13 protein-coding genes are annotated in these 18,203 nt (G+C 66.1%); 11 read left to right on the forward strand and 2 right to left on the reverse strand.

The features are described from left to right. The first annotated feature begins 24 nt into the window (after positions 1-24). The 4 genes from guaB (at position 25) to FBY30_RS12595 (ending at position 5,394) form a co-directional block, all read left to right on the forward strand. Positions 25-1,536: an IMP dehydrogenase gene (guaB, locus tag FBY30_RS12580; protein WP_142133152.1), complete on the forward strand. Its 1,512-nt coding sequence runs from the start codon at positions 25-27 to the stop codon at positions 1,534-1,536. A gap of 101 nt (positions 1,537-1,637) precedes the next feature. Then, the gene (locus FBY30_RS12585) at positions 1,638-3,014 is read left to right on the forward strand and encodes a hypothetical protein (RefSeq protein ID WP_160141470.1); all 1,377 of its coding nucleotides are present in this window, start codon (positions 1,638-1,640) and stop codon (positions 3,012-3,014) included. A gap of 73 nt (positions 3,015-3,087) precedes the next feature. Next, complete coding sequence (locus FBY30_RS12590) at positions 3,088-3,495, forward strand: hypothetical protein (RefSeq protein WP_235009436.1); 408 nt, start codon at positions 3,088-3,090, stop codon at positions 3,493-3,495. Between the two features lie 39 nt (positions 3,496-3,534). After that, complete coding sequence (locus FBY30_RS12595; protein WP_142133155.1) at positions 3,535-5,394, forward strand: ABC transporter ATP-binding protein; 1,860 nt, start codon at positions 3,535-3,537, stop codon at positions 5,392-5,394. Positions 5,395-5,432: 38 nt separating this feature from the next. Here the strand turns inward: FBY30_RS12595 and FBY30_RS12600 are convergent, their stop codons facing one another. After that, positions 5,433-6,050 (reverse strand): hypothetical protein, encoded by a 618-nt coding sequence (locus FBY30_RS12600; protein WP_142133156.1) that lies wholly within the window; start codon positions 6,048-6,050, stop codon positions 5,433-5,435. A 69-nt stretch (positions 6,051-6,119) separates the two neighbouring features. Between FBY30_RS12600 and FBY30_RS12605 the strand changes: the two genes are divergently transcribed. The 7 genes from FBY30_RS12605 to FBY30_RS12635 all read left to right on the forward strand — a co-directional run bounded on the left by FBY30_RS12605 (position 6,120) and on the right by FBY30_RS12635 (position 17,266). Further along, positions 6,120-7,256, forward strand: a complete 1,137-nt coding sequence (locus FBY30_RS12605; protein ID WP_142133157.1) for a GuaB3 family IMP dehydrogenase-related protein — start codon at positions 6,120-6,122, stop codon at positions 7,254-7,256. A 104-nt stretch (positions 7,257-7,360) separates the two neighbouring features. Continuing rightward, positions 7,361-9,100 carry a glycerol-3-phosphate dehydrogenase/oxidase gene (locus FBY30_RS12610; RefSeq protein WP_142133158.1) on the forward strand — a complete coding sequence of 580 codons (1,740 nt, stop codon included), beginning with the start codon at positions 7,361-7,363 and terminating at the stop codon, positions 9,098-9,100. A 38-nt stretch (positions 9,101-9,138) separates the two neighbouring features. Beyond that, the gene (locus tag FBY30_RS12615; RefSeq protein ID WP_141159840.1) at positions 9,139-9,627 is read left to right on the forward strand and encodes a PTS sugar transporter subunit IIA; all 489 of its coding nucleotides are present in this window, start codon (positions 9,139-9,141) and stop codon (positions 9,625-9,627) included. An 85-nt stretch (positions 9,628-9,712) separates the two neighbouring features. Continuing rightward, the gene (locus FBY30_RS12620; protein ID WP_142133159.1) at positions 9,713-10,597 is read left to right on the forward strand and encodes an SURF1 family protein; all 885 of its coding nucleotides are present in this window, start codon (positions 9,713-9,715) and stop codon (positions 10,595-10,597) included. Next, positions 10,594-11,103, forward strand: coding sequence for a DUF3817 domain-containing protein (locus FBY30_RS12625; RefSeq protein ID WP_142133160.1), 510 nt, complete (start codon positions 10,594-10,596; stop codon positions 11,101-11,103). The genes FBY30_RS12620 and FBY30_RS12625 overlap by 4 nt, the downstream gene beginning before the upstream one ends. A 116-nt stretch (positions 11,104-11,219) precedes the next feature. Further along, entirely contained in the window at positions 11,220-12,809 is a 1,590-nt protein-coding gene (guaA, locus tag FBY30_RS12630) for a glutamine-hydrolyzing GMP synthase (RefSeq protein ID WP_142133161.1), read from the forward strand. A gap of 128 nt (positions 12,810-12,937) precedes the next feature. Beyond that, a complete protein-coding gene (locus FBY30_RS12635) occupies positions 12,938-17,266 on the forward strand; it encodes a DUF4011 domain-containing protein (protein ID WP_142133162.1) in 4,329 nt (1,442 codons plus the stop codon). A 122-nt stretch (positions 17,267-17,388) separates the two neighbouring features. On the opposite strand, the gene FBY30_RS12640 is transcribed toward FBY30_RS12635, so the two are convergent. Next, a complete protein-coding gene (locus tag FBY30_RS12640; RefSeq protein WP_142133163.1) occupies positions 17,389-18,114 on the reverse strand; it encodes an RcpC/CpaB family pilus assembly protein in 726 nt (241 codons plus the stop codon). Between the last annotated feature and the right edge of the window lie 89 nt (positions 18,115-18,203).

An 18,203-nucleotide genomic window follows, 5' to 3' on the forward strand; every position in this document is an offset into this window, starting at 1 on the left:
GCAACCAAGGTAAGAGGCGCACTCATGACCGAGCCCGAACACAACCCCTTTGGCTTCATTGGCCTGACCTACGACGACGTCCTCCTCCTGCCGGGCCACACCGACGTCATCCCGTCCGAAGCCGACACCTCCTCCCGGATCTCCAAGCGGATCAGCGTGCAGACCCCGCTGCTCTCCGCCGCTATGGACACCGTCACGGAGTCCCGCATGGCCATCGCCATGGCCCGCCAGGGTGGCCTGGGCGTGGTGCACCGCAACCTTTCCATCGCCGACCAGGCGGACCAGGTTGACCGGGTCAAGCGGAGCGAGTCCGGCATGATCACCAACCCGCTCACCATCCGGCCCGAGGCGACGCTGCGGGAACTGGACGATCTTTGCGCCCACTACCGCGTGTCCGGCCTGCCCGTCGTTGACGAGGACAACCGCCTGCTGGGCATCGTCACCAACCGCGACACCCGGTTCGTTCCGGAGTCCGATTTTCCGCTGCGGCTGGTCAGCGACGTCATGACCAAGATGCCCCTGGTCACCGGGCATGTGGGCATCAGCCGCGAGGAAGCCTCGCACAAGCTGGCTACCAACAAGATCGAAAAGCTTCCGCTGGTGGACGACCAGGGCCGGCTCAAGGGCCTGATCACCACCAAGGACTTCACCAAGGCCGAGCAGTACCCGCTGGCCACCAAGGATGACGAAGGCCGGCTCCGCGTGGGTGCCGCCATCGGCTTCTTCGGGGACGGCTGGGAGCGTGCCATGACCCTGGTGGACGCCGGCGTTGACGCCCTGTTCGTGGACACCGCCAACGGCCACTCCCAAGGCGTGCTGGACATGATCCACCGGCTGAAGTCCGAGCCCGCCGCCGCACATGTAGACATCATCGGTGGCCAGGCGGCCACCCGTGAAGGTGCCCAGGCACTGATCGACGCCGGTGCCGACGGCATCAAGGTGGGCGTCGGCCCCGGCTCCATCTGCACCACCCGCGTGGTGGCCGGCGTCGGCGTCCCGCAGATCACCGCCATCTACGAATCCGCCAAGGCTGCCATTCCGGCCGGCGTGCCGCTGATCGCCGACGGCGGCCTGCAGTACTCGGGCGACATCGGCAAGGCCCTGGTGGCCGGTGCGGACACCGTCATGCTCGGTTCCCTGCTCGCCGGTTGCGACGAGTCCCCGGGCGAGCTGATCTTCGTCAACGGCAAGCAGTTCAAGTCCTACCGCGGCATGGGCTCCCTGGGCGCCATGCAGTCGCGCGGCAAGAACACGTCCTACTCCAAGGACCGCTACTTCCAGGCGGACGTGTCCGGTGACGACAAGCTCATCCCCGAAGGCATCGAAGGCCGGGTTGCCTACCGCGGTCCGCTGTCCTCCGTGGCGTACCAGCTGGTGGGTGGCCTGCGGCAGACCATGTTCTACACCGGCGCGCCCACCATCCCCGAGCTGAAGGTCCGCGGCAAGTTCGTCCGGATCACCTCCGCGGGCCTGAAGGAATCGCACCCGCACGACATCCAGATGACCGTCGAGGCGCCGAACTACGGCTCCCGCTAAGTTCTGAAATTGGGATGGGCATTTCTGCCCATCCCAATTTTTGGCGCTAATTACTATAGTCGATGGAGAAATTACTTTTCGCGCGACTTTGGGGGCAGGTCTTGGCTGGCAACTTTTACGGGGCGGACATTGCCCAACTGCGGCAACTGGCCGGGAGCCTTCGGTCAGCCGGGCGCCGGCTTGATGGACAGCGGCAAATGCTTGCTGCCGGAGTTACTGGTACTCGATGGCCCGGCCCCGACGCAGAGAGGTTCCGGGGGGACTGGTCATCCAGCCATAGCCGGTCCCTGTCCGCCGCAGCTTCGTTTCTGGACGCAGCCGCCGAATCCGTGCTCCGCCATGCCGCGGAGCAGGAACAGGCAAGTTTCGGGAATACTGGCTCCCCGGCTTTACCCGCCACCGCACCCAAGCCGGGAGGAACTTCCAACCAGAGCGCCGGAATACCCAGTCCCGACGACATCAAAGGCAAGCCCGCGGCCGAGGTGCGGGACTGGTGGCTGGGCCTGACGGCGGCGCAGCAGGGGGCCTTCGTTCGCAGCCACCCGGCCGCCGCGGGAAACACCAACGGCATACCCTTCGAGACACGGATCGAAGCGAACCGCGCCAACGCGCAAAGCCGAATCGACTGGCTGCGGAACCATGACCCAGAGCCCAAGCTGAACCCCTGGATCCTCGACGCAAGTTACCCCGGTCGATTCGCCGCGGAGCACGAGGCATGGCGGAAGCGTCAGGACGGGGTCAAGTACCTGCAGAAGGTTGTGGAAGGCAAGATCCAGCTCGCGGCCTACGATCCTGCGCGGAGTTCAATCATTGAGCTCGTTGGCGACTACAACGCGGATACGACGACGGTCATCACATATGTACCCGGTACCTTCACCAATGAGGCGTCGTTCTATGAAGGCACGGCTCAGGAGTTGGCCCAGCGGCTGGTCCGGTCGGACGAATCGGGGCGTACGGCTGCTTTTGTCTATAAGGGATCGGAGTTTCCCGACGGTGACCCGATCGAGGCGCTGCTGGGTGAAGCCAACAACGACGAGTTCGTCGCCGGCACCGGGCCTGTCCTGCAGGAATTCCAGGATGCCGTTGACCTGGAACGGGCAGGGCAATGTCAGTCGGTGGGGGTAGGGCACAGCTGGGGCCTCAGAAACCTCACGGCGGCGGAAATTGAGGGAGCCCGCTTCGATAAGCTCATCGCGCTCTCCGGCGCCGCCATTCCCTCGGGCTGGGTCCCCAACCCTGGCACCGACTACACCAGCTTCACGTATCCTGATCTCCTGTTGGCCGCCGAGACCGCGGGATTGGTTGGGGATAACTACCCGATGAAGGAGCCGGCCTTTGAAAAGCACGTCTATGAGCCTCCCGGAGGTTCCCGGTTATCTGAGTACTACAGCCCTGACAATCACAGCCTCATCGCCTCCACCGATCCAAGGAACGAGAGGCCCCTGGAGGACCTCCGTGAGGAGATTCTTAGCCGCTAAATATGGGTTGGCCGGCACGCTGGCAGTTACGTTAGTGCTTGCCTCCTGTGGGCAAGCAGGAAAGGGAACGGACATGGAGATCACGCTCGAATCAGCAAAATCCAGTGTCATGTCCGCGGAGCGGGAGATCCTGGCGCTGCTGCCCGGGGAGGCTGTTCGCTCCACGTTTACCCATGACACTTCAAGCCTTATGAGTTGCGACGGCGACCGAAAGAAATGGGTGGGGGATGCCGTGGCGGAACTGGCGGCTGGCGTGGACCGGAACGGCTTCCTTGACAAGGTGTCCGAAACGATGCGCGGGCGGGCAGGCTGGAAGGTCTCCGAAGACAAAACTGCCCGAGGGGATCGTTCCATCGGGCTCCTGCATGAGGACGGCACGCACCTCATGGTTGCGTTTGAGGAAACCCCGGAATCACTTCGCGTAGCGGGCTACAGTGCCTGCTTCGACTTTCCGCAGTACGAGTACGGCGAAGAGTACTGACCTCCGCCGTACCCAGGGGCGCAGCACTAGGCTGATTCCATGTCCCAACCGCGCCATCCGGCGGAGCTGACTCCCAAGCGAGATCCGCAAAAGCGGCTTGCCCTGCGCCCTTATGCCAAGGCCGTGGCCCAGGTCCTTCGAGTGAGCTTTCGGGCGTCCCCGGGGGCCGTGATCATGAAGGTGCTTGGCTCCCTGATCTCCGCCGTGCTGCCGTTGGTCACCACTTACTTCGCGTCCCTCACCACCTCGGCCTTGGCCGCAGCGTACGCGGGCGACGGCGGAGCAGGACGCCGTGCGATCGTCTACGTCGTCGTCACCGCGGCGCTGGGGCTGTTTTGGGGCGCCTTCAACAGCGTGGACCGCTACATTCAGCAGCTGATGAGCTTCAAGGTGGGCGCCATCGTGGGGGACCAGATGTATGAGCGGTTCCTCGCCCTCGAATTCTGGCGCTACGACGACAAGGAAACGGTTGACCTCTACGACCGCGCCAAGCGGTTCTCCGACTCTTACGCCCGCGTCCTGGACCGGATCGCCGCCATCTTCACGCAGCTGGTCTCGGTCATCCTGGCCATTGGTGCCCTCCTGCTGGTCAGCTGGTGGATCGCCGTCATCGTCCTGGTGGCCATCGTGCCCAGCGTGTACCTGCAGTTCAAGCTGTCCCGGGAGCAGATCGCGCACTGGAACACGCAGGTGGACTCCCGCCGCCAACGCCGCATGATCGAAACCAACCTCCTGCGGCCCCAGCACATCGCGGAGATGCGGCTTTACGGCATCGTTGGCTTCCTCATGGATCTTCGGTCCCGCCTGCGGGACGCGGATGAGCGGCGGCGCCTCGACTATCAGCGGCGGTACATCCCCAAACAACTGGCTGCGGATGCCCTGCAATACGGCGCTGAGGTGGTCTCGCTGATCTGGGTGGTGGGGCAGATCATCGCCCGCGCAGCCCCCGTGGGCCAGTTCCTGTACGTCCAGCAGATCGTCAGCCGGGCGCTGTCCACGGCCAACAACCTGGTCTCGTCCCTGAGCTCCATCGACGAGGATCTCGCCAACCTGAAGGACTACGAGCTCTTCATGGCGCTGCCGATGCATAGCGAACACGCGCCTCCGCTGCTGGAGGCGCCCAAGGAGGTGGAGCTGAGGGACATCCGCTTCACGTACACAGGCAGCGACATTCAGGTGATCAAGGGCATCAGCCTCACCATCCGCCAGGGCCAGCACATTGCCATCGTGGGGGAGAACGGGGCCGGGAAGTCCACCCTGATCCGCATCCTGGCCGGCCTCTACCGCCCCGACTCAGGACAGGTACTGCTCGACGGCGTGGATCTCGCCGCCGTCGACGTGACCTCCTGGCACCGGCACCTGGCAGTGCTCAGCCAGGAGTTCCTCAAGTACGAATTCGCCACGGCAGCCGAGAACATCTACTTCGGCGACGTGGAGAGTCCCCGCGATGATGACCGCATCCGCAGGGCCGCAGCCGATGCCGAAGCACTTGACTTCATTAACAAGCTGCCAAGCGGCCTGGACAACCACGTCAGCAACTGGATGGAGGACCCCCGCGGACGCAAGGGCAGCGGCCTGTCCGGCGGCCAGTGGCAGCGCCTGGCGATGGCAAGGAACTTCTACAGGGATGCGTCCTTCATGGTCATGGACGAGCCCACCTCCGCCATCGATGCACTCGCCGAGCACCGGATCTTCACGCGTCTCTTTGCGGACCGCAGCAGCACCATCATCGCCATCAGCCACCGGCTCGCCACGATCGAGAAGGCGGACGTGGTGTACATGCTGGAGGACGGCCAAATTGTGGAGCAGGGGACTCATAAGGAACTGGTGGCCCGGCGCGGCCGGTACTTCCGCATGTTCGAGTCCCAGCTTTCCGTGGAGGAACCTGAAGAAGTCTGACGCAGGTTACCGAAGCGAGTTTGCCGCGACAGGCGGTTCTATTCGTCGTTGGAGGCGCCGATAATGGTCGTGCGCACGCGGGCGATGCTGGGGCGGGGAGGCACACTGCTGAAGCCGAATGTCACCGGCGGCCGAATCGGCGCCAGTTCGCCGGCGTCGGCACCATTCCAGCGGACGACGGCGGACGTCACGTGGTGCAGGTCCGTCACCCCGTAGAACTCCGTCCTTCCGCTGCCCGCAGTACCGTAGGTACGGGCGCCGGGTGCCGCCAGGGCGGCGAAGGGATTGACCGCGGCGAGCCAGCGGGGATGGACGGCAAGGCGCCGGGGCACTGCCCGCAGCGCCGAACCCAGGAAAGTCCTTGCACCGCTGATGGCCCCAATGGCCAGCAGGCCGGCGTCGACCGTCAACGTGTGCTCGGTGAGCGAGGCAGCAACGTCCAGCACCCGCACTTCATCGAAGGCGTAGGTGGCGGCAATGAAGCCGGCCACCTCGGATGTCGGCGCGAGCAGAAGGCGATGCCCGGAAGGCTGCTGCACCATGACATCCGAAAAGGACCCGAAGGGGGAGTCCTGCCAGATCCCGACGACGGCGCGCAGCCCGGATGTAGTGCCAATCCCGGCGATATGCCCATCAAACGTCCAGCGGCTGCCCATCACGCCACTGTATCCAACCCGAGCAAGCGGCTGGGCAGCCGTAATGCGCCACTGGGATAACCTAGAGCAGTGACTTATGAGATCGAGATCGGCCGTGGCAAGCGTGGGCGTCGTGCCTACTCCCTGGATGACATTGCAATCGTCCCCAACCGTCGCACCCGCGACCCCAAGGACGTCTCCGTCTCCTGGCAGATCGACGCCTACCAGTTCGACATGCCGGTGATCGCCGCTCCGATGGACTCCGCCATGTCCCCGCAGACCGCCATCGCGCTGGGCAAGCTGGGCGGTCTCGGCGTGCTGGACCTGGAAGGCCTGTGGACCCGGTACGAGGATCCTCAGTCGGTCCTCGATGAGATTGCGGCGCTGGAGGACGAGACCAACAGCCCCGCCGTCACCGGTCGGATGCAGGAGCTGTACCAGGCACCCATCCAGCCTGAACTGATCACCTCGCGCCTGGCCGAGATCCGCGAAGCCGGCGTTACCGTGGCCGGCTCCCTGACCCCGCAGCGCACCCAGGAGCACTACAAGACGGTCCTGGCTGCCGGCGTCGACATCTTCGTCATCCGCGGCACCACGGTGTCCGCCGAGCACGTCTCCAAGGACCACGAGCCGCTCAACCTCAAGCAGTTCATCTACGAACTCGACGTCCCGGTGATCGTGGGCGGTGCGGCCGGCTACACTCCGGCGCTGCACCTCATGCGCACCGGCGCTGCCGGCGTGCTGGTGGGCTTCGGCGGCGGCGCAACCACCACCACGCGGCGCGCCCTGGGCATCCATTCGCCCATGGCCTCCGCCATCTCCGACGTCGCGGCCGCCCGCCGCGACTACATGGACGAGTCCGGTGGCCGCTACGTGCACGTCATTGCCGACGGCGGCATGGGCACCTCGGGCGACATCGTCAAGGCAATCGCCATGGGCGCGGACGCCGTCATGCTGGGCAGTGCCCTGGCCAGGGCAGAAGAAGCACCGGGCAAGGGCTGGCACTGGGGCCAGGAAGCCCACCACACCGAACTGCCGCGCGGGGACCGCGCCAACGTCGGCACCGTGGGTCCGCTGGAGGAAGTCCTTTTCGGACCGGGCCACCACACCAACGGCACGTCCAACCTCATCGGGGCGCTGCGGCGCTCCATGGCGACCACCGGCTACTCGGACCTGAAGGAATTCCAGCGGGTCGACGTCGTCGTATCTCCCTACGAAGGAAACTAACGCACAGGTCAGGGCCGGGTGGGCACCACCCGGCCCTGCCCAAAGCACGCCACTTGCAAGTAGTGTGGGTTTACTACCGGCACTAGAGGCACTGGAGGCGTTCAATGAAGAGTGTTCCTGCAAACGGCGGGGTCCTTGGCCCGGAAGCCAGGGAAGCATCCATCCAGCGGCTACGCGCTACCACCGAACCCGGCCAGGAACTGGACATCCTGATTGTTGGCGGCGGCATCGTTGGCGCCGGAGCAGCGCTGGACGCTGTGACACGTGGGCTGAGCGTGGGCATCGTCGAGGCAAGCGACTGGGCCGCCGGTACCTCCTCAAGGTCATCGAAACTCATCCACGGCGGCCTGCGCTACCTGGAAATGCTGGACTTCGCCCTGGTCAAGGAAGCCCTGCAGGAACGCGGGCTGCTGCTCTCCGAGATCGCCCCGCACCTGGCGCGCCCGGTGCCTTTCCTCTATCCGCTCACCAAGCCGTTCATCGAGCGCCCTTACGTCGGGGCCGGCATCGCCCTCTATGACGTGATGTCCATCTCCAGCGGACACAGCCGTGGCGTCCCCTTCCATAAGCACCTAAGCAAACGCGGCACCCTGCGCGCCGCCCCCAGCCTTAAGGACGACGCGTTTGTCGGGTCCATCCGCTACTACGACGGCCAGGTGGATGACGCGAAGTACGTGGCTAACCTGGTCCGCACGGCCGCCTATTACGGCGCCCATGCCGTGAACCAGATGAAGGTGGTGGACTTCCTCCGCGAAGGCGAACGCGTGGTGGGTGCAAAGGTGGAGAACCGCGAGGACGGGACCCAGTTCAGCGTCCGCGCCAAGCAGGTCATCAACGCCACCGGTGTGTGGACCGACGAAACCCAAGCCATGGTGACGGACCGGGGCCAGTTGAAGGTCCGTGCCTCCAAAGGCATCCACCTGGTGGTTCCCCGCGACCGCTTCCAGTCCACCGTGGGCCTGATCCTGCGTACAGAGAAGTCGGTGCTGTTCGTTATTCCGTGGGGGCGGCACTGGATCATCGGCACCACCGATACCGACTGGCACCTGGACAAGGCGCACCCGGCTGCGTCCAGCAAGGACATCGACTACGTGCTGGAACACGTCAACCAGGTACTGAAACGGCCGCTGACCAGGGAAGACGTCGAAGGGGTCTACGCGGGGCTGCGGCCGCTGCTTGCCGGCGAAAACGACTCCACCGCCAAGCTCTCCCGTGAACACGTGGTTGCCCACCCGGTTCCCGGCCTGGTGGTGGTGGCCGGGGGCAAGTGGACCACCTACCGGGTCATGGCCAAGGACGCGGTCGATGAGGCCACCCGCACCATGGACGAGCGGGTGCCGCCCAGCTGCACCGAAACCATCCCGCTGCTGGGCGCCAGCGGTTTCCGGGCGGCCTGGAACCGCCGGAACCGGACCGCCGAGGAATCCGGGGTGCACGTGGCGCGGATCGAGCACCTGCTCAACCGTTACGGGTCAATGACCCCCGAGGTCCTGGAAATCATCGAACAGAACCCCGAAATGGCTGAGCCCATCCCGGGCGCCGATGACTACCTTCAGGCCGAGGCCGTGTACGCCGCCACGCACGAAGGTGCCCGCCACGTGCAGGACGTCCTGACCCGGCGGACCCGGATCTCCATCGAGGCGTGGGACCGCGGCGTGTCCGCCGCCCCCGTTGTCGCTAAACTGATGGGTGACGTCCTTGGCTGGAGCGAGGCGCAGCGCGAAAACGAAGTCCGCCACTACCTTGCCCGCGTGGAAGCGGAACGCCTTAGCCAGCAACAGCCGGACGACGAATCCGCAGACGCCGCCCGCCTGGGCGCGGAAGACATCGTGCCCTTGCGTTGAGGGGCCGCTAGCCCCACTGCTGACCGAAGGGATACGCCTTGGCGGAACCACTGGACCCGTATGACGCCCACCTGACCACCGCCGACATGGTGATCCTGGAAATGGAGGCGAAGGACAAGACCGACGCCACCAACCAACTGGCAGAGCGGCTGTACGCCGCCGGGCGGATCTCGGATCTTGACGGGTTCCTGAAGAACGTAAACGCCCGGGAGCACCAGCTGGCCACGGGGCTCCCGGGCGGCATCGGGTTGCCGCATGCGAGGAGCGAGTTCGTCTCCCAAACGTCGATCGCGGTGGGAATCGCCAAGTACGGCCACGCTCTGGACTTTGGCGCCGCCGACGGTCCCGCCACGGTCATCCTGCTGATTGCCACGCCGGCCAGCTCCTTCTCGGACCACCTGGAGGTGCTGGCTACCTTGGCCCGGTCGCTCTCCAAGGAGTCATTCCGGGAGTCGCTGCGGCGGGCCTACGACGCGGAAGTGATCGCCGAGCTCATCAATTCCAGCCTGGTGTTCTTCGACCACTAGGCACGTAAGGGATGGGCCGTCCCGTTTCCGGTCCGGATGCCCTGGCGTTTAGTTGTTCTACAGAAGTACGAAGTACGGTTAAGACGTGTGGAAAACAGCCCTTAAGCCCCGATGGATCGCAGGCTTTATCTTTGCGATCATTCTCTCCGGGGTCTTCGTGCTGCTGAGCCAGTGGCAGTTCGGCCGCTCCACCCAACCCGAAGTGCCGGTCAACCCCGCATCCGAACAGGTGCAACCGCTCACAAGCACCCTGCAGCCGGGCGAGTTCTTCCATGGAAGCGTCGCAGACCAGATGGTCACCGCGCAGGGAACGTACAGCCCCGACAAGCAGGTCCTGGTTCCTGGCAGGCTCCACGACGGCAAGAGCGGCTACTGGGTAGTGTCCGCTTTCGCCGTCAACGGCGCTCCCGCGCTGACCGGAGCAGGCGCATCTCCCCAGACCTGGATCCCGGTGGCACGCGGGTGGGTGGCCCAACCCGGTGACGCGGCAGCACCGCCGTCGGGCGTCGTTGAACTCACCGGGCGCCTCCTGCCATCGGAGGCCCCCGTGGCAGGGAAGGCGCCGAAGCCGGGGGAGGCCTCGGCTGTTTCAGTCGCCGAGCTCATCAACTACTGGGATGTGAGCAGCTACCCGGGCTTCGTGTCTGCCACCGCAGAAGTGGTGGGCGGCCAGGACCTCAGCGCCTCAGCCGTCCCTGGAAAACTCCTGCCCCTGAACATCGGGCCGCAGCCCCCTGAACAGCACATCAACTGGCTGAACCTGTTCTATTCCATCGAATGGGTCGTCTTCGCCGGCTTCGCCTTCTTCATCTGGTGGCGGCTGGTCAAGGACGACTACCACCGCGACCTCGAGGAGGCCCTCGAGGACGGCGATGAGGCCCCCGCAGGCGGGCTCCACGAAACACCGCCTCTCCCACACGGGCCTGAACAGCAGCACCCTGACCAGCACCAGCAGAAGGTACAGCCATGATTGATCCGAAACCCGCCACTCCGTCCCCGCAGGCATCCGGCGGCAAGACTTCCGGCAGGAAACGCCGCTTCGGCGGTACTGAGGCGCAGATCCGGTCCGCCCTGAAGTTCTACAAAGTTATGGCCTACCTGACCGGCACCATGTTGCTCCTGCTCTGCGCCGAACTCGTGGTGCGGTACGGCTTCGGGCAGTACCTGTTCGCGGGCGGCACCAACGCCGTAACCGGCCAGCCCTTCGGCTTCGGATTCGCCGATGCCGAGCCGGCCGGGGTGATCAACGGTGTCAACGTCTCCGTCACGGTGCTGATCGTGCACGGCTGGATGTACGTGGTGTACCTGATCTCCAATTTCCGTCTGTGGTCCCTCATGCGCTGGCCGTTCCTGAAACTGGTCCTGCTGGCACTCGGCGGCGTCGTGCCGTTCCTGTCCTTCATTGTCGAGAAGAAGTTCCACGCCGAGGTGGAGGCCGAGCTGGCCGCCAACCCGCAGGCTCCCCAGCGCTACTGACCCCCAGCACAGTGGGCCGCGCACAGCCAGCCCGCCGGCCGCCGTCGGACGTTTGCTCCGTCACAGCGCGGCCTCCCAAGATGCGCCGGTGCAACGGCGCCAAGTAGGCTATTACGGTGACTACTCCCACTGCATCCCAGACTTCCCAGAAGCCGGTGCTGGTTGTTGATTACGGTGCCCAGTACGCGCAGCTGATTGCCCGCCGCGTCAGGGAAGCGAATGTGTATTCGGAAGTGGTTCCGCATACTTACTCCACCGAGCAGCTCCTGGCCAAGAACCCCGCCGCCATCATCCTGTCCGGCGGCCCCTCCAGCGTTTATGCCGACGGCGCCCCGAGCGTAGGTGCCGACCTCTTCGAAGCCGGCGTTCCCGTCTTTGGCATCTGCTACGGGTTCCAGGCCATGGCCAACGCGCTGGGCGGCAAGGTGGACAAGACCGGCCTGCGGGAGTACGGATCCACCGAGACCACCATCCTGGGCGAGGGACGGTCCGTGCTGGAAGGCATGCCCCAGCACCAGAAGACCTGGATGAGCCACGGCGATTCCGTGCACGCGGCGCCCGAGGGCTTCGAGGTCCTGGCCACGACGGCGGGCGCGGAAGTGGCTGCCTTCGCCAACGAGGAAAAGGGCCTCTTCGGTGTGCAGTGGCACCCGGAGGTCAAGCATTCCGCGTACGGCCAGCAGGTGCTCGAGAACTTCCTGTTCAACTGCGCCAAGATTGAGCCCAACTGGACCACGGGGAACATCCTGGAAGAACAGGTGGAGCGGATCCGCCAGCAGATCGGCGATGCCCAGGTAATCTGCGGGCTTTCCGGCGGTGTGGATTCCGCAGTGGCTGCTGCCCTGGTCCAGCGGGCTGTGGGCGATCAGCTCACCTGCGTGTTCGTGGACCACGGACTGCTGCGCGAGGGCGAAGCGGAACAGGTGGAACGTGACTTCGTGGCCGCCACCGGCGTCAAGCTGTACGTGGCCAACGAGCAGGAACGTTTCCTCTCGGCGCTGGCTGGGGTCAGCGATCCGGAAACCAAGCGCAAGATCATCGGCCGCGAGTTCATCCGCGCCTTCGAAGAAGCCGAGCTGGCCATCATTGCCGAGGCGGCCGCGCACGGTGAGAAGATCAAGTTCCTGGTCCAGGGAACCCTGTACCCGGACGTCGTCGAATCCGGCGGCGGCGAAGGTGCCGCGAACATCAAGAGCCACCACAACGTGGGCGGCCTTCCCGAGGACCTGCAGTTCGAGCTCGTTGAGCCGCTGCGTGCCTTGTTCAAGGACGAGGTCCGCGCTGTCGGCGCCCAGTTGGGCCTGCCGCAGGAAATCGTTGGCCGCCAGCCGTTCCCCGGCCCCGGCCTGGGCATCCGGATTGTCGGTGATATCACCAAGGAGCGGCTGGACCTGCTCCGCAAGGCGGACGCGATCGCCCGCGCCGAACTGACCACTGCCGGCCTGGACAACGAGGTATGGCAGATGCCGGTAGTGCTGCTGGCGGACGTCCGCAGCGTCGGCGTCATGGGTGACGGCCGCACCTATGGCCACCCCATCGTGCTTCGTCCGGTTTCCTCTGAGGACGCCATGACCGCCGACTGGTCGCGTCTGCCTTACGACCTCCTGGCCAGGATTTCCAACCGGATCACCAACGAGGTGGACGGCGTCAACCGCGTGGTGCTGGACGTCACCAGCAAGCCGCCGGGAACCATCGAGTGGGAATAGCATCCTAGTGGCCGGCCTCCGCCAGCGGGGGCCGGCCACTGCTTTTCCCCAACGAATCCTCCGCAAATTCCCGTGCTCCAGTGTTGCGGTCGCTCAAGTCCGGCGCCGAAGCGGCTACTCTCGAACCTATGCCGGTATGGTCCAGGGCGTCACGTGCAAACGCAGAAAAGAAGGCAGAAGTGTCAGTTGGTCAAGGCCACCCGGAGGGCTCGGAAGAGCTTCGTAAATGGCTGTCCGGGCTCAAACCCGTCACCGGCGCGGACACGATGCTGCGCTTTACCAAGACGCCCGAAGGTTCCATCGACCTCACCTCGGCACACCCCTCCGGACTCGCCCAGCTCATGGCCGGGCGCCGCACCCGCCTGTCCACCCTGATCCGCGACCGGCAGCAGTACGTGGTGGCGGCCAGGGCTTCGCGCAACATCCGGTCCAAGATCTTCGAGCTCGCCAACGACCGCGGCATCGACGCCGGGTATTTGTCCGCGGGCACCGTGGTGTGGACTTCCGCCGTCGGGGGTAAGCCCCAGCGTGTCTCCGCTCCCGTGATGCTGACTGCCATTTCCCTCACGGTTCGGCCGGGGGAAGACGACTTTGAACTGCAGCTCACCGAGCAGGCGCAGATCAACCCGGCACTGGTGCGGCACCTGAAGAACATCCACGGCATCGTCTTCGACGTCAACGCCGTCACCCGCCTGGCCTACAGCACCGCCCGGTTCGACCCCCAGCCGGTCCTTGACCGGCTGGCCACCCTGATCCGGCCCATTCACGGGGCGGAAACCCAGCACAACCTGCTTGTTTCCACCTTCGCCGACCTCTCCGGCAACCTGGACGACCCCTGGATCAACGACACCCACCCCATCGTGTCCGCGCTTGCCACCGCAGCCGGCGGCGAGCTGGTGGACGTCGCGGAACCGGATCCGTCCCGCTTCCCGAACCTGGACAACCGGCACCCCAAGGATGAGCTGCTCCTGCTGGATGCGGACACGGACCAGCAGTACGTGATCGACGCAGCCCGCACCGGGGACTCCCTGGTGGTCAGCAGCCCGCCCGGCACCGGCCAGACCCAGACCGCGATCAACACCATCGGCGCCCTGGTGGATGCCGGCAAGACGGTGCTGGTGGTGGGCGACCGCCGCGCCAGCCTCAACGAGGTCTCCGGACACCTGGAGTCGCTGGGCCTGGAGTCCATCCTGTTCCAGCTCACCGGGAACGTCACAGCCCAACAGCTGAAGGGCCAGCTGGTGCGGGCGATCGTCCGCAACGAGAAGTCGCTGGAGCCGCAGCTGGGGAACCTGCACAACACCCTCACCGAGCACCGGCACGCGCTGATGGACCACGTGGCATCACTGCACAACGTCCGCGAACGCTGGGGCTGCTCGCCGTACCAGGCCATGCAGTCCCTCGCCGAGCTCACCTCCATCCACCCGGCGCCGGCAACCACCGTCCGGCTTAAGCGCAGTGTGCTGGACAGCATCCGGGACCGTGAGGAACTGGCTGGCCGTCTCCGGCGGGCTGCCGAGCTGGGCAGCTTCAGCAAGGCGGCCACCACCAGCCCCTGGCACGGCGCAAGGTTGCTGACCCGCAAGGAAACCGAGGAAGCGCAGGACCTGGTCCGGTCCGTCGCCAAGAGCCTTCCCATCCTCCGTGACCGCATGGACGCCGTTGCCGAGCACGCCGAAATCCGCTTGGGCGAATCCTTCGCGGAGTGGGGCGAACAGCTGGAACTGCTGGTCGCCGTCCGCGGCAGCCTGGACAAGTTCACCCCGGACATCTTCGACCGCCCGGTGACGGACCTGATCTCCGCCACCGCACCGTCCTCGTGGCGGCGTGAGCGCGGTATCGAGTTGACCGCCATGCAGCGCTCCAGGCTGCGCCGGGTGGCCAAGGAATATGTGCGCCCCGGCGTTCACATCGCGGACCTGCACTCGTCCCTGCTGCTGGTCCAGGAACAGCGGGCCCTGTGGGCGGGCTACGCCACAACACAGCGGCACCCCGCCGTTCCATCAGGCTTGGCCGAAATGAACGCCATGTACCGCTCCCTGGACAAGGAGCTGGCGCAGCTGGGCGAGGCGCTGCGGCATACCGAAGACGGCGGGTCACTGACCGGCGTTCCCTATCCGCAGCTGATGGAACGCCTGGAACGCCTGGTGGCGGACACCGACACGCTCAAAACCCTGCCCGAACGCACGCTGCTCATTGAGAGCATGCGCGAAAACGGCCTCGGTGAGCTCCTGGCCGACCTCGCCGAACGTGAAGTGCCCGAAGGATCGGTCGCGGCCGAACTGGAACTGGCCTGGTGGCAGTCCGCGCTCGAAGCAATGATCAGCGGTGATGACTACCTTGCCATGTCCGACGGCGACGCCCTGCGCCAGCTCGAAGCGGAGTACCGCCTCGCGGACAACGCGCATATTGCCAGCGGCGCAGCCCGGCTGCGATGGGCCCTGGCGGAGCGGTGGCGCACCGCTATTGCCGCGCAGCCACGGCAGGCGGGCCTCCTGCGCAGCCTGCTCAAGGACGGACGGGTCTCCCTGCCCGCCCTCACTGCGCAGGCTCCGGACCTGATCGGCACACTGGTTCCCGTCTGGTCTGTGAGCCCCTACCTCATGACGGGCCTGCTTCCAGCCGAGCAGCACTTCGACGCGGTGGTGATCCTTGATGCGGAGGCCACCTCCCTGCAAGCGGTCCTGCCTTCGATCGCCCGTGCCCGGCAGGTCATTGCCTTCGGCGATTCCCGCATTGCCACGCCACGGACCTTCACGGTGGGGGTGGAGCGGCTGGCGCCCGGCGAATCGGCGCACCACCGTGTGGAAAGCGCCTTTACCGCGCTCTCCGCTGTCCTGCCGGTATGGCAGCTCAACGTTGTGTACCGCGCAGTGGACGAGGACCTGGTCCTCCAACTGAGCAAGAGCTTTTACGACGGCGGCCTGCGCCGGCTGCCGGAAGGGCAGTCCGCCACGGGGCTGGACCGCTCCCTGCTGGTTGAGTACCTGCCGGACGGCACCGGCCTGCCCAGTGCCGACCACGAGGGCGTGGAATCAGTCGTGGCGGAGGTCAACCGCGTTGTGGAACTGGTCTTCGAGCACGCCCGGATGCGTCCCCGCACGTCCCTCGCCGTGGTGACCGCCAGCCTCCGGCACGCGGCCCGGATTGGCGAGTCCATCCGGCTCCAGCTGTCCAATCAGCCTGGCCTGGCCGGATTCTTCGGGGCCGGCCCAGAGTCCTTCCGGGTGGTTGACCTGGAACGCGCCCAGGGCCTTGTCCGTGACCACGTCATCTTCTCGCCGGGATTCGGGCGGACCCCACACGGCCGTGCACTCCACAACTTCGGGCCGCTGTCCGCAGAGGGCGGCCGGGAGAAGTTTGCGCTGGCCATGACCCGGGCACGGCGCTCCCTGCACGTGTTGACCTGCTTCCGGCCGGAAGACCTGGACCACACCCGCCTCACCCACGGTGCGGTGGACCTGTACACGCTGCTGGACCGGGAAATCTCCGGCAACACCGACCTTGGCACCCCGGCGTCCCGTGCCGCTGCCAGCGAGCAGGCGCTGGGAGCGGACCCCCTGGTGGCGGACCTGGGGGACAGGCTCCGCGCCCGAGGCGCCAGGGTGTGGCACCAGTACGACGGCGCCATCGACGTTGTTGCCGCTGCCGACCCCCTGAACACCATGGGCCAGGACGACCTGGACCTCCCCCGGCCTGTTGCCATCGAGTCCGACGGCACCAAGCAGTACCGGGCCATGAGCGTGCGCGAACGCAGCAGGCTGCGCCCGGAACTGCTGGAACGCCTGGGCTGGCGCTACATGCCGCTGTGGACCATCGAAGTCTTCACTGACCCCTCCACATGCGCTGACCGCATCGCCGGGTACCTGGGACTTGAGAACATCGTGCTGCCGGGCAGGAGCACCACCTCTACGGGATTCCTTGACGACGACGTCCACCAGGCGCTCAATGGAATCGATACGGCACCATCCGCAGCTTCCTACCTGCCGGGCGGGGCGGGCGGAAACCGGGGCAGCGACGGCGGGGACCGCCAGGAAGCCGGGACAATCCAGCACAGCGCCGGAGGCAACTCGGAAGGGTCCGGCGGCGACCGCTCCGGCGCCGGTTCGGGGCAGCACGGCCAGGGCAGGCGCGCCGGTAACCCGGAAGCGGGGGAGGCCGGCCCCGTGAGCGACGAAAACCTGAGTAGGGAAGACAGGTCCGGGAAAGCCGGGCCCGAGGAAGATATGCACCACGACCAGAACAAGAAGCAAGAGACCGAACCAGGTGCTGGGCCTGCCGTGTCCGGGGACGCTGCAGCATCCGCCCCGGCCGCCCCTGCGGCCCGCGCAGCACAGGGCGGCAGCGAGGAAATCCTTCCGAGCAAGGCTGCCGAGGACGATGCCCGCAGCTGGGGTGACCGGGAGGATGACCACGACACCTGGCTGAAGGAACAGAAGCCACCGCACTGGGGCTGACCGCACTGGGGCGGAGCGCGGCGTCCGGGTGGGCCCGGCGTACGGGATTGAATACCCGTCCGGGTGGACCCGATTTAGGGTTCGTCTATCTGGCGTTCCGACTCGGCCCGGGGCGGCTGACGTCACGGCGGGCCGACCAGGACGAAGAACAGCCGGCCTTGGGTTGAGGCTCCGGCCAAGCGGGACGATTGTTCCGCGTTTGCCGCCACCACGATCAGCCCATCGGTCTCGGTGGTGCCCAGCCATTGCCCGCTCTGGCCACCGTTGTTCGAAGTCCAGAGGACGGGGACGGCAGATGCCAGGACCTGGGAGGGGCCCTGCTGGTCAAACCCATTGGCCGATGTCAGCACCACGTTGACCAGCTGGCCGGGGGAGACCAGCTGGATGGATGCGGCGTCCGCCATGCGGAGGGGAACTGCCGCTGAACCGGGCGGCGTGCCTGCCAGCAGCCCTGGGCCGAGCAGTTGAGCGTCCGTGAGGAGTTGGCCCTTGCGCAGCGGTGCGGCCAGTTGCTTGCCCGCTGCGGCGGCGTCATCCTGCAAAAATCCGTCAGCCACCATTCCCGGCGGTACCTGGAGGTGTGCCAGATCGGCGGCCGTCACGGCGGTCCCCGCGGGGAGATCCCGGGCTGCGGCCAAAGCCGTAACAGTGGCGAGCGGGGGAGGAGTGAGCTGCTGCACCGCAAGGGCTGCAGCGGCGCATAACAACAACGCTGCCACGAGCCTGCGGTTGCGGTTCAGCCATCCGGCTAGCCGTGCCTTCGTGGAGCGGTCTTTACCGCGGCGTGAAGCGTTTCGGGGGCTGGCGGGAGGCCGGTAGCGGTCGCGGCGGCTGGGAAGTCTGGACATGCGCCCACGCTAGTTGCGGTAAACGCGGCGGGGCAGCCGGAACGAACGCTATGTGGACAAAAGGCGGCCGGCGCTGGAACGCGCCGCCC

The sequence above is a fragment of the Arthrobacter sp. SLBN-83 genome, from assembly GCF_006715285.1.
In the GTDB taxonomy this organism is placed as follows: Bacteria; Actinomycetota; Actinomycetes; order Actinomycetales; family Micrococcaceae; genus Arthrobacter.

Excerpts from the sequence above, each read along its gene's own strand:
- guaB (WP_142133152.1), top strand. The coding sequence starts at position 25 with ATGACCGAGCCCGAACACAACCCCTTTGGCTTCATTGGCCTGACCTAC.
- FBY30_RS12590 (WP_235009436.1), top strand. The coding sequence starts at position 3,088 with ATGGAGATCACGCTCGAATCAGCAAAATCCAGTGTCATGTCCGCGGAG.
- FBY30_RS12595 (WP_142133155.1), top strand. The coding sequence starts at position 3,535 with ATGTCCCAACCGCGCCATCCGGCGGAGCTGACTCCCAAGCGAGATCCG.
- FBY30_RS12600 (WP_142133156.1), bottom strand. The coding sequence starts at position 6,050 with ATGGGCAGCCGCTGGACGTTTGATGGGCATATCGCCGGGATTGGCACT.
- FBY30_RS12610 (WP_142133158.1), top strand. The coding sequence starts at position 7,361 with ATGAAGAGTGTTCCTGCAAACGGCGGGGTCCTTGGCCCGGAAGCCAGG.
- FBY30_RS12625 (WP_142133160.1), top strand. The coding sequence starts at position 10,594 with ATGATTGATCCGAAACCCGCCACTCCGTCCCCGCAGGCATCCGGCGGC.
- FBY30_RS12635 (WP_142133162.1), top strand. The coding sequence starts at position 12,938 with ATGCCGGTATGGTCCAGGGCGTCACGTGCAAACGCAGAAAAGAAGGCA.
- FBY30_RS12640 (WP_142133163.1), bottom strand. The coding sequence starts at position 18,114 with ATGTCCAGACTTCCCAGCCGCCGCGACCGCTACCGGCCTCCCGCCAGC.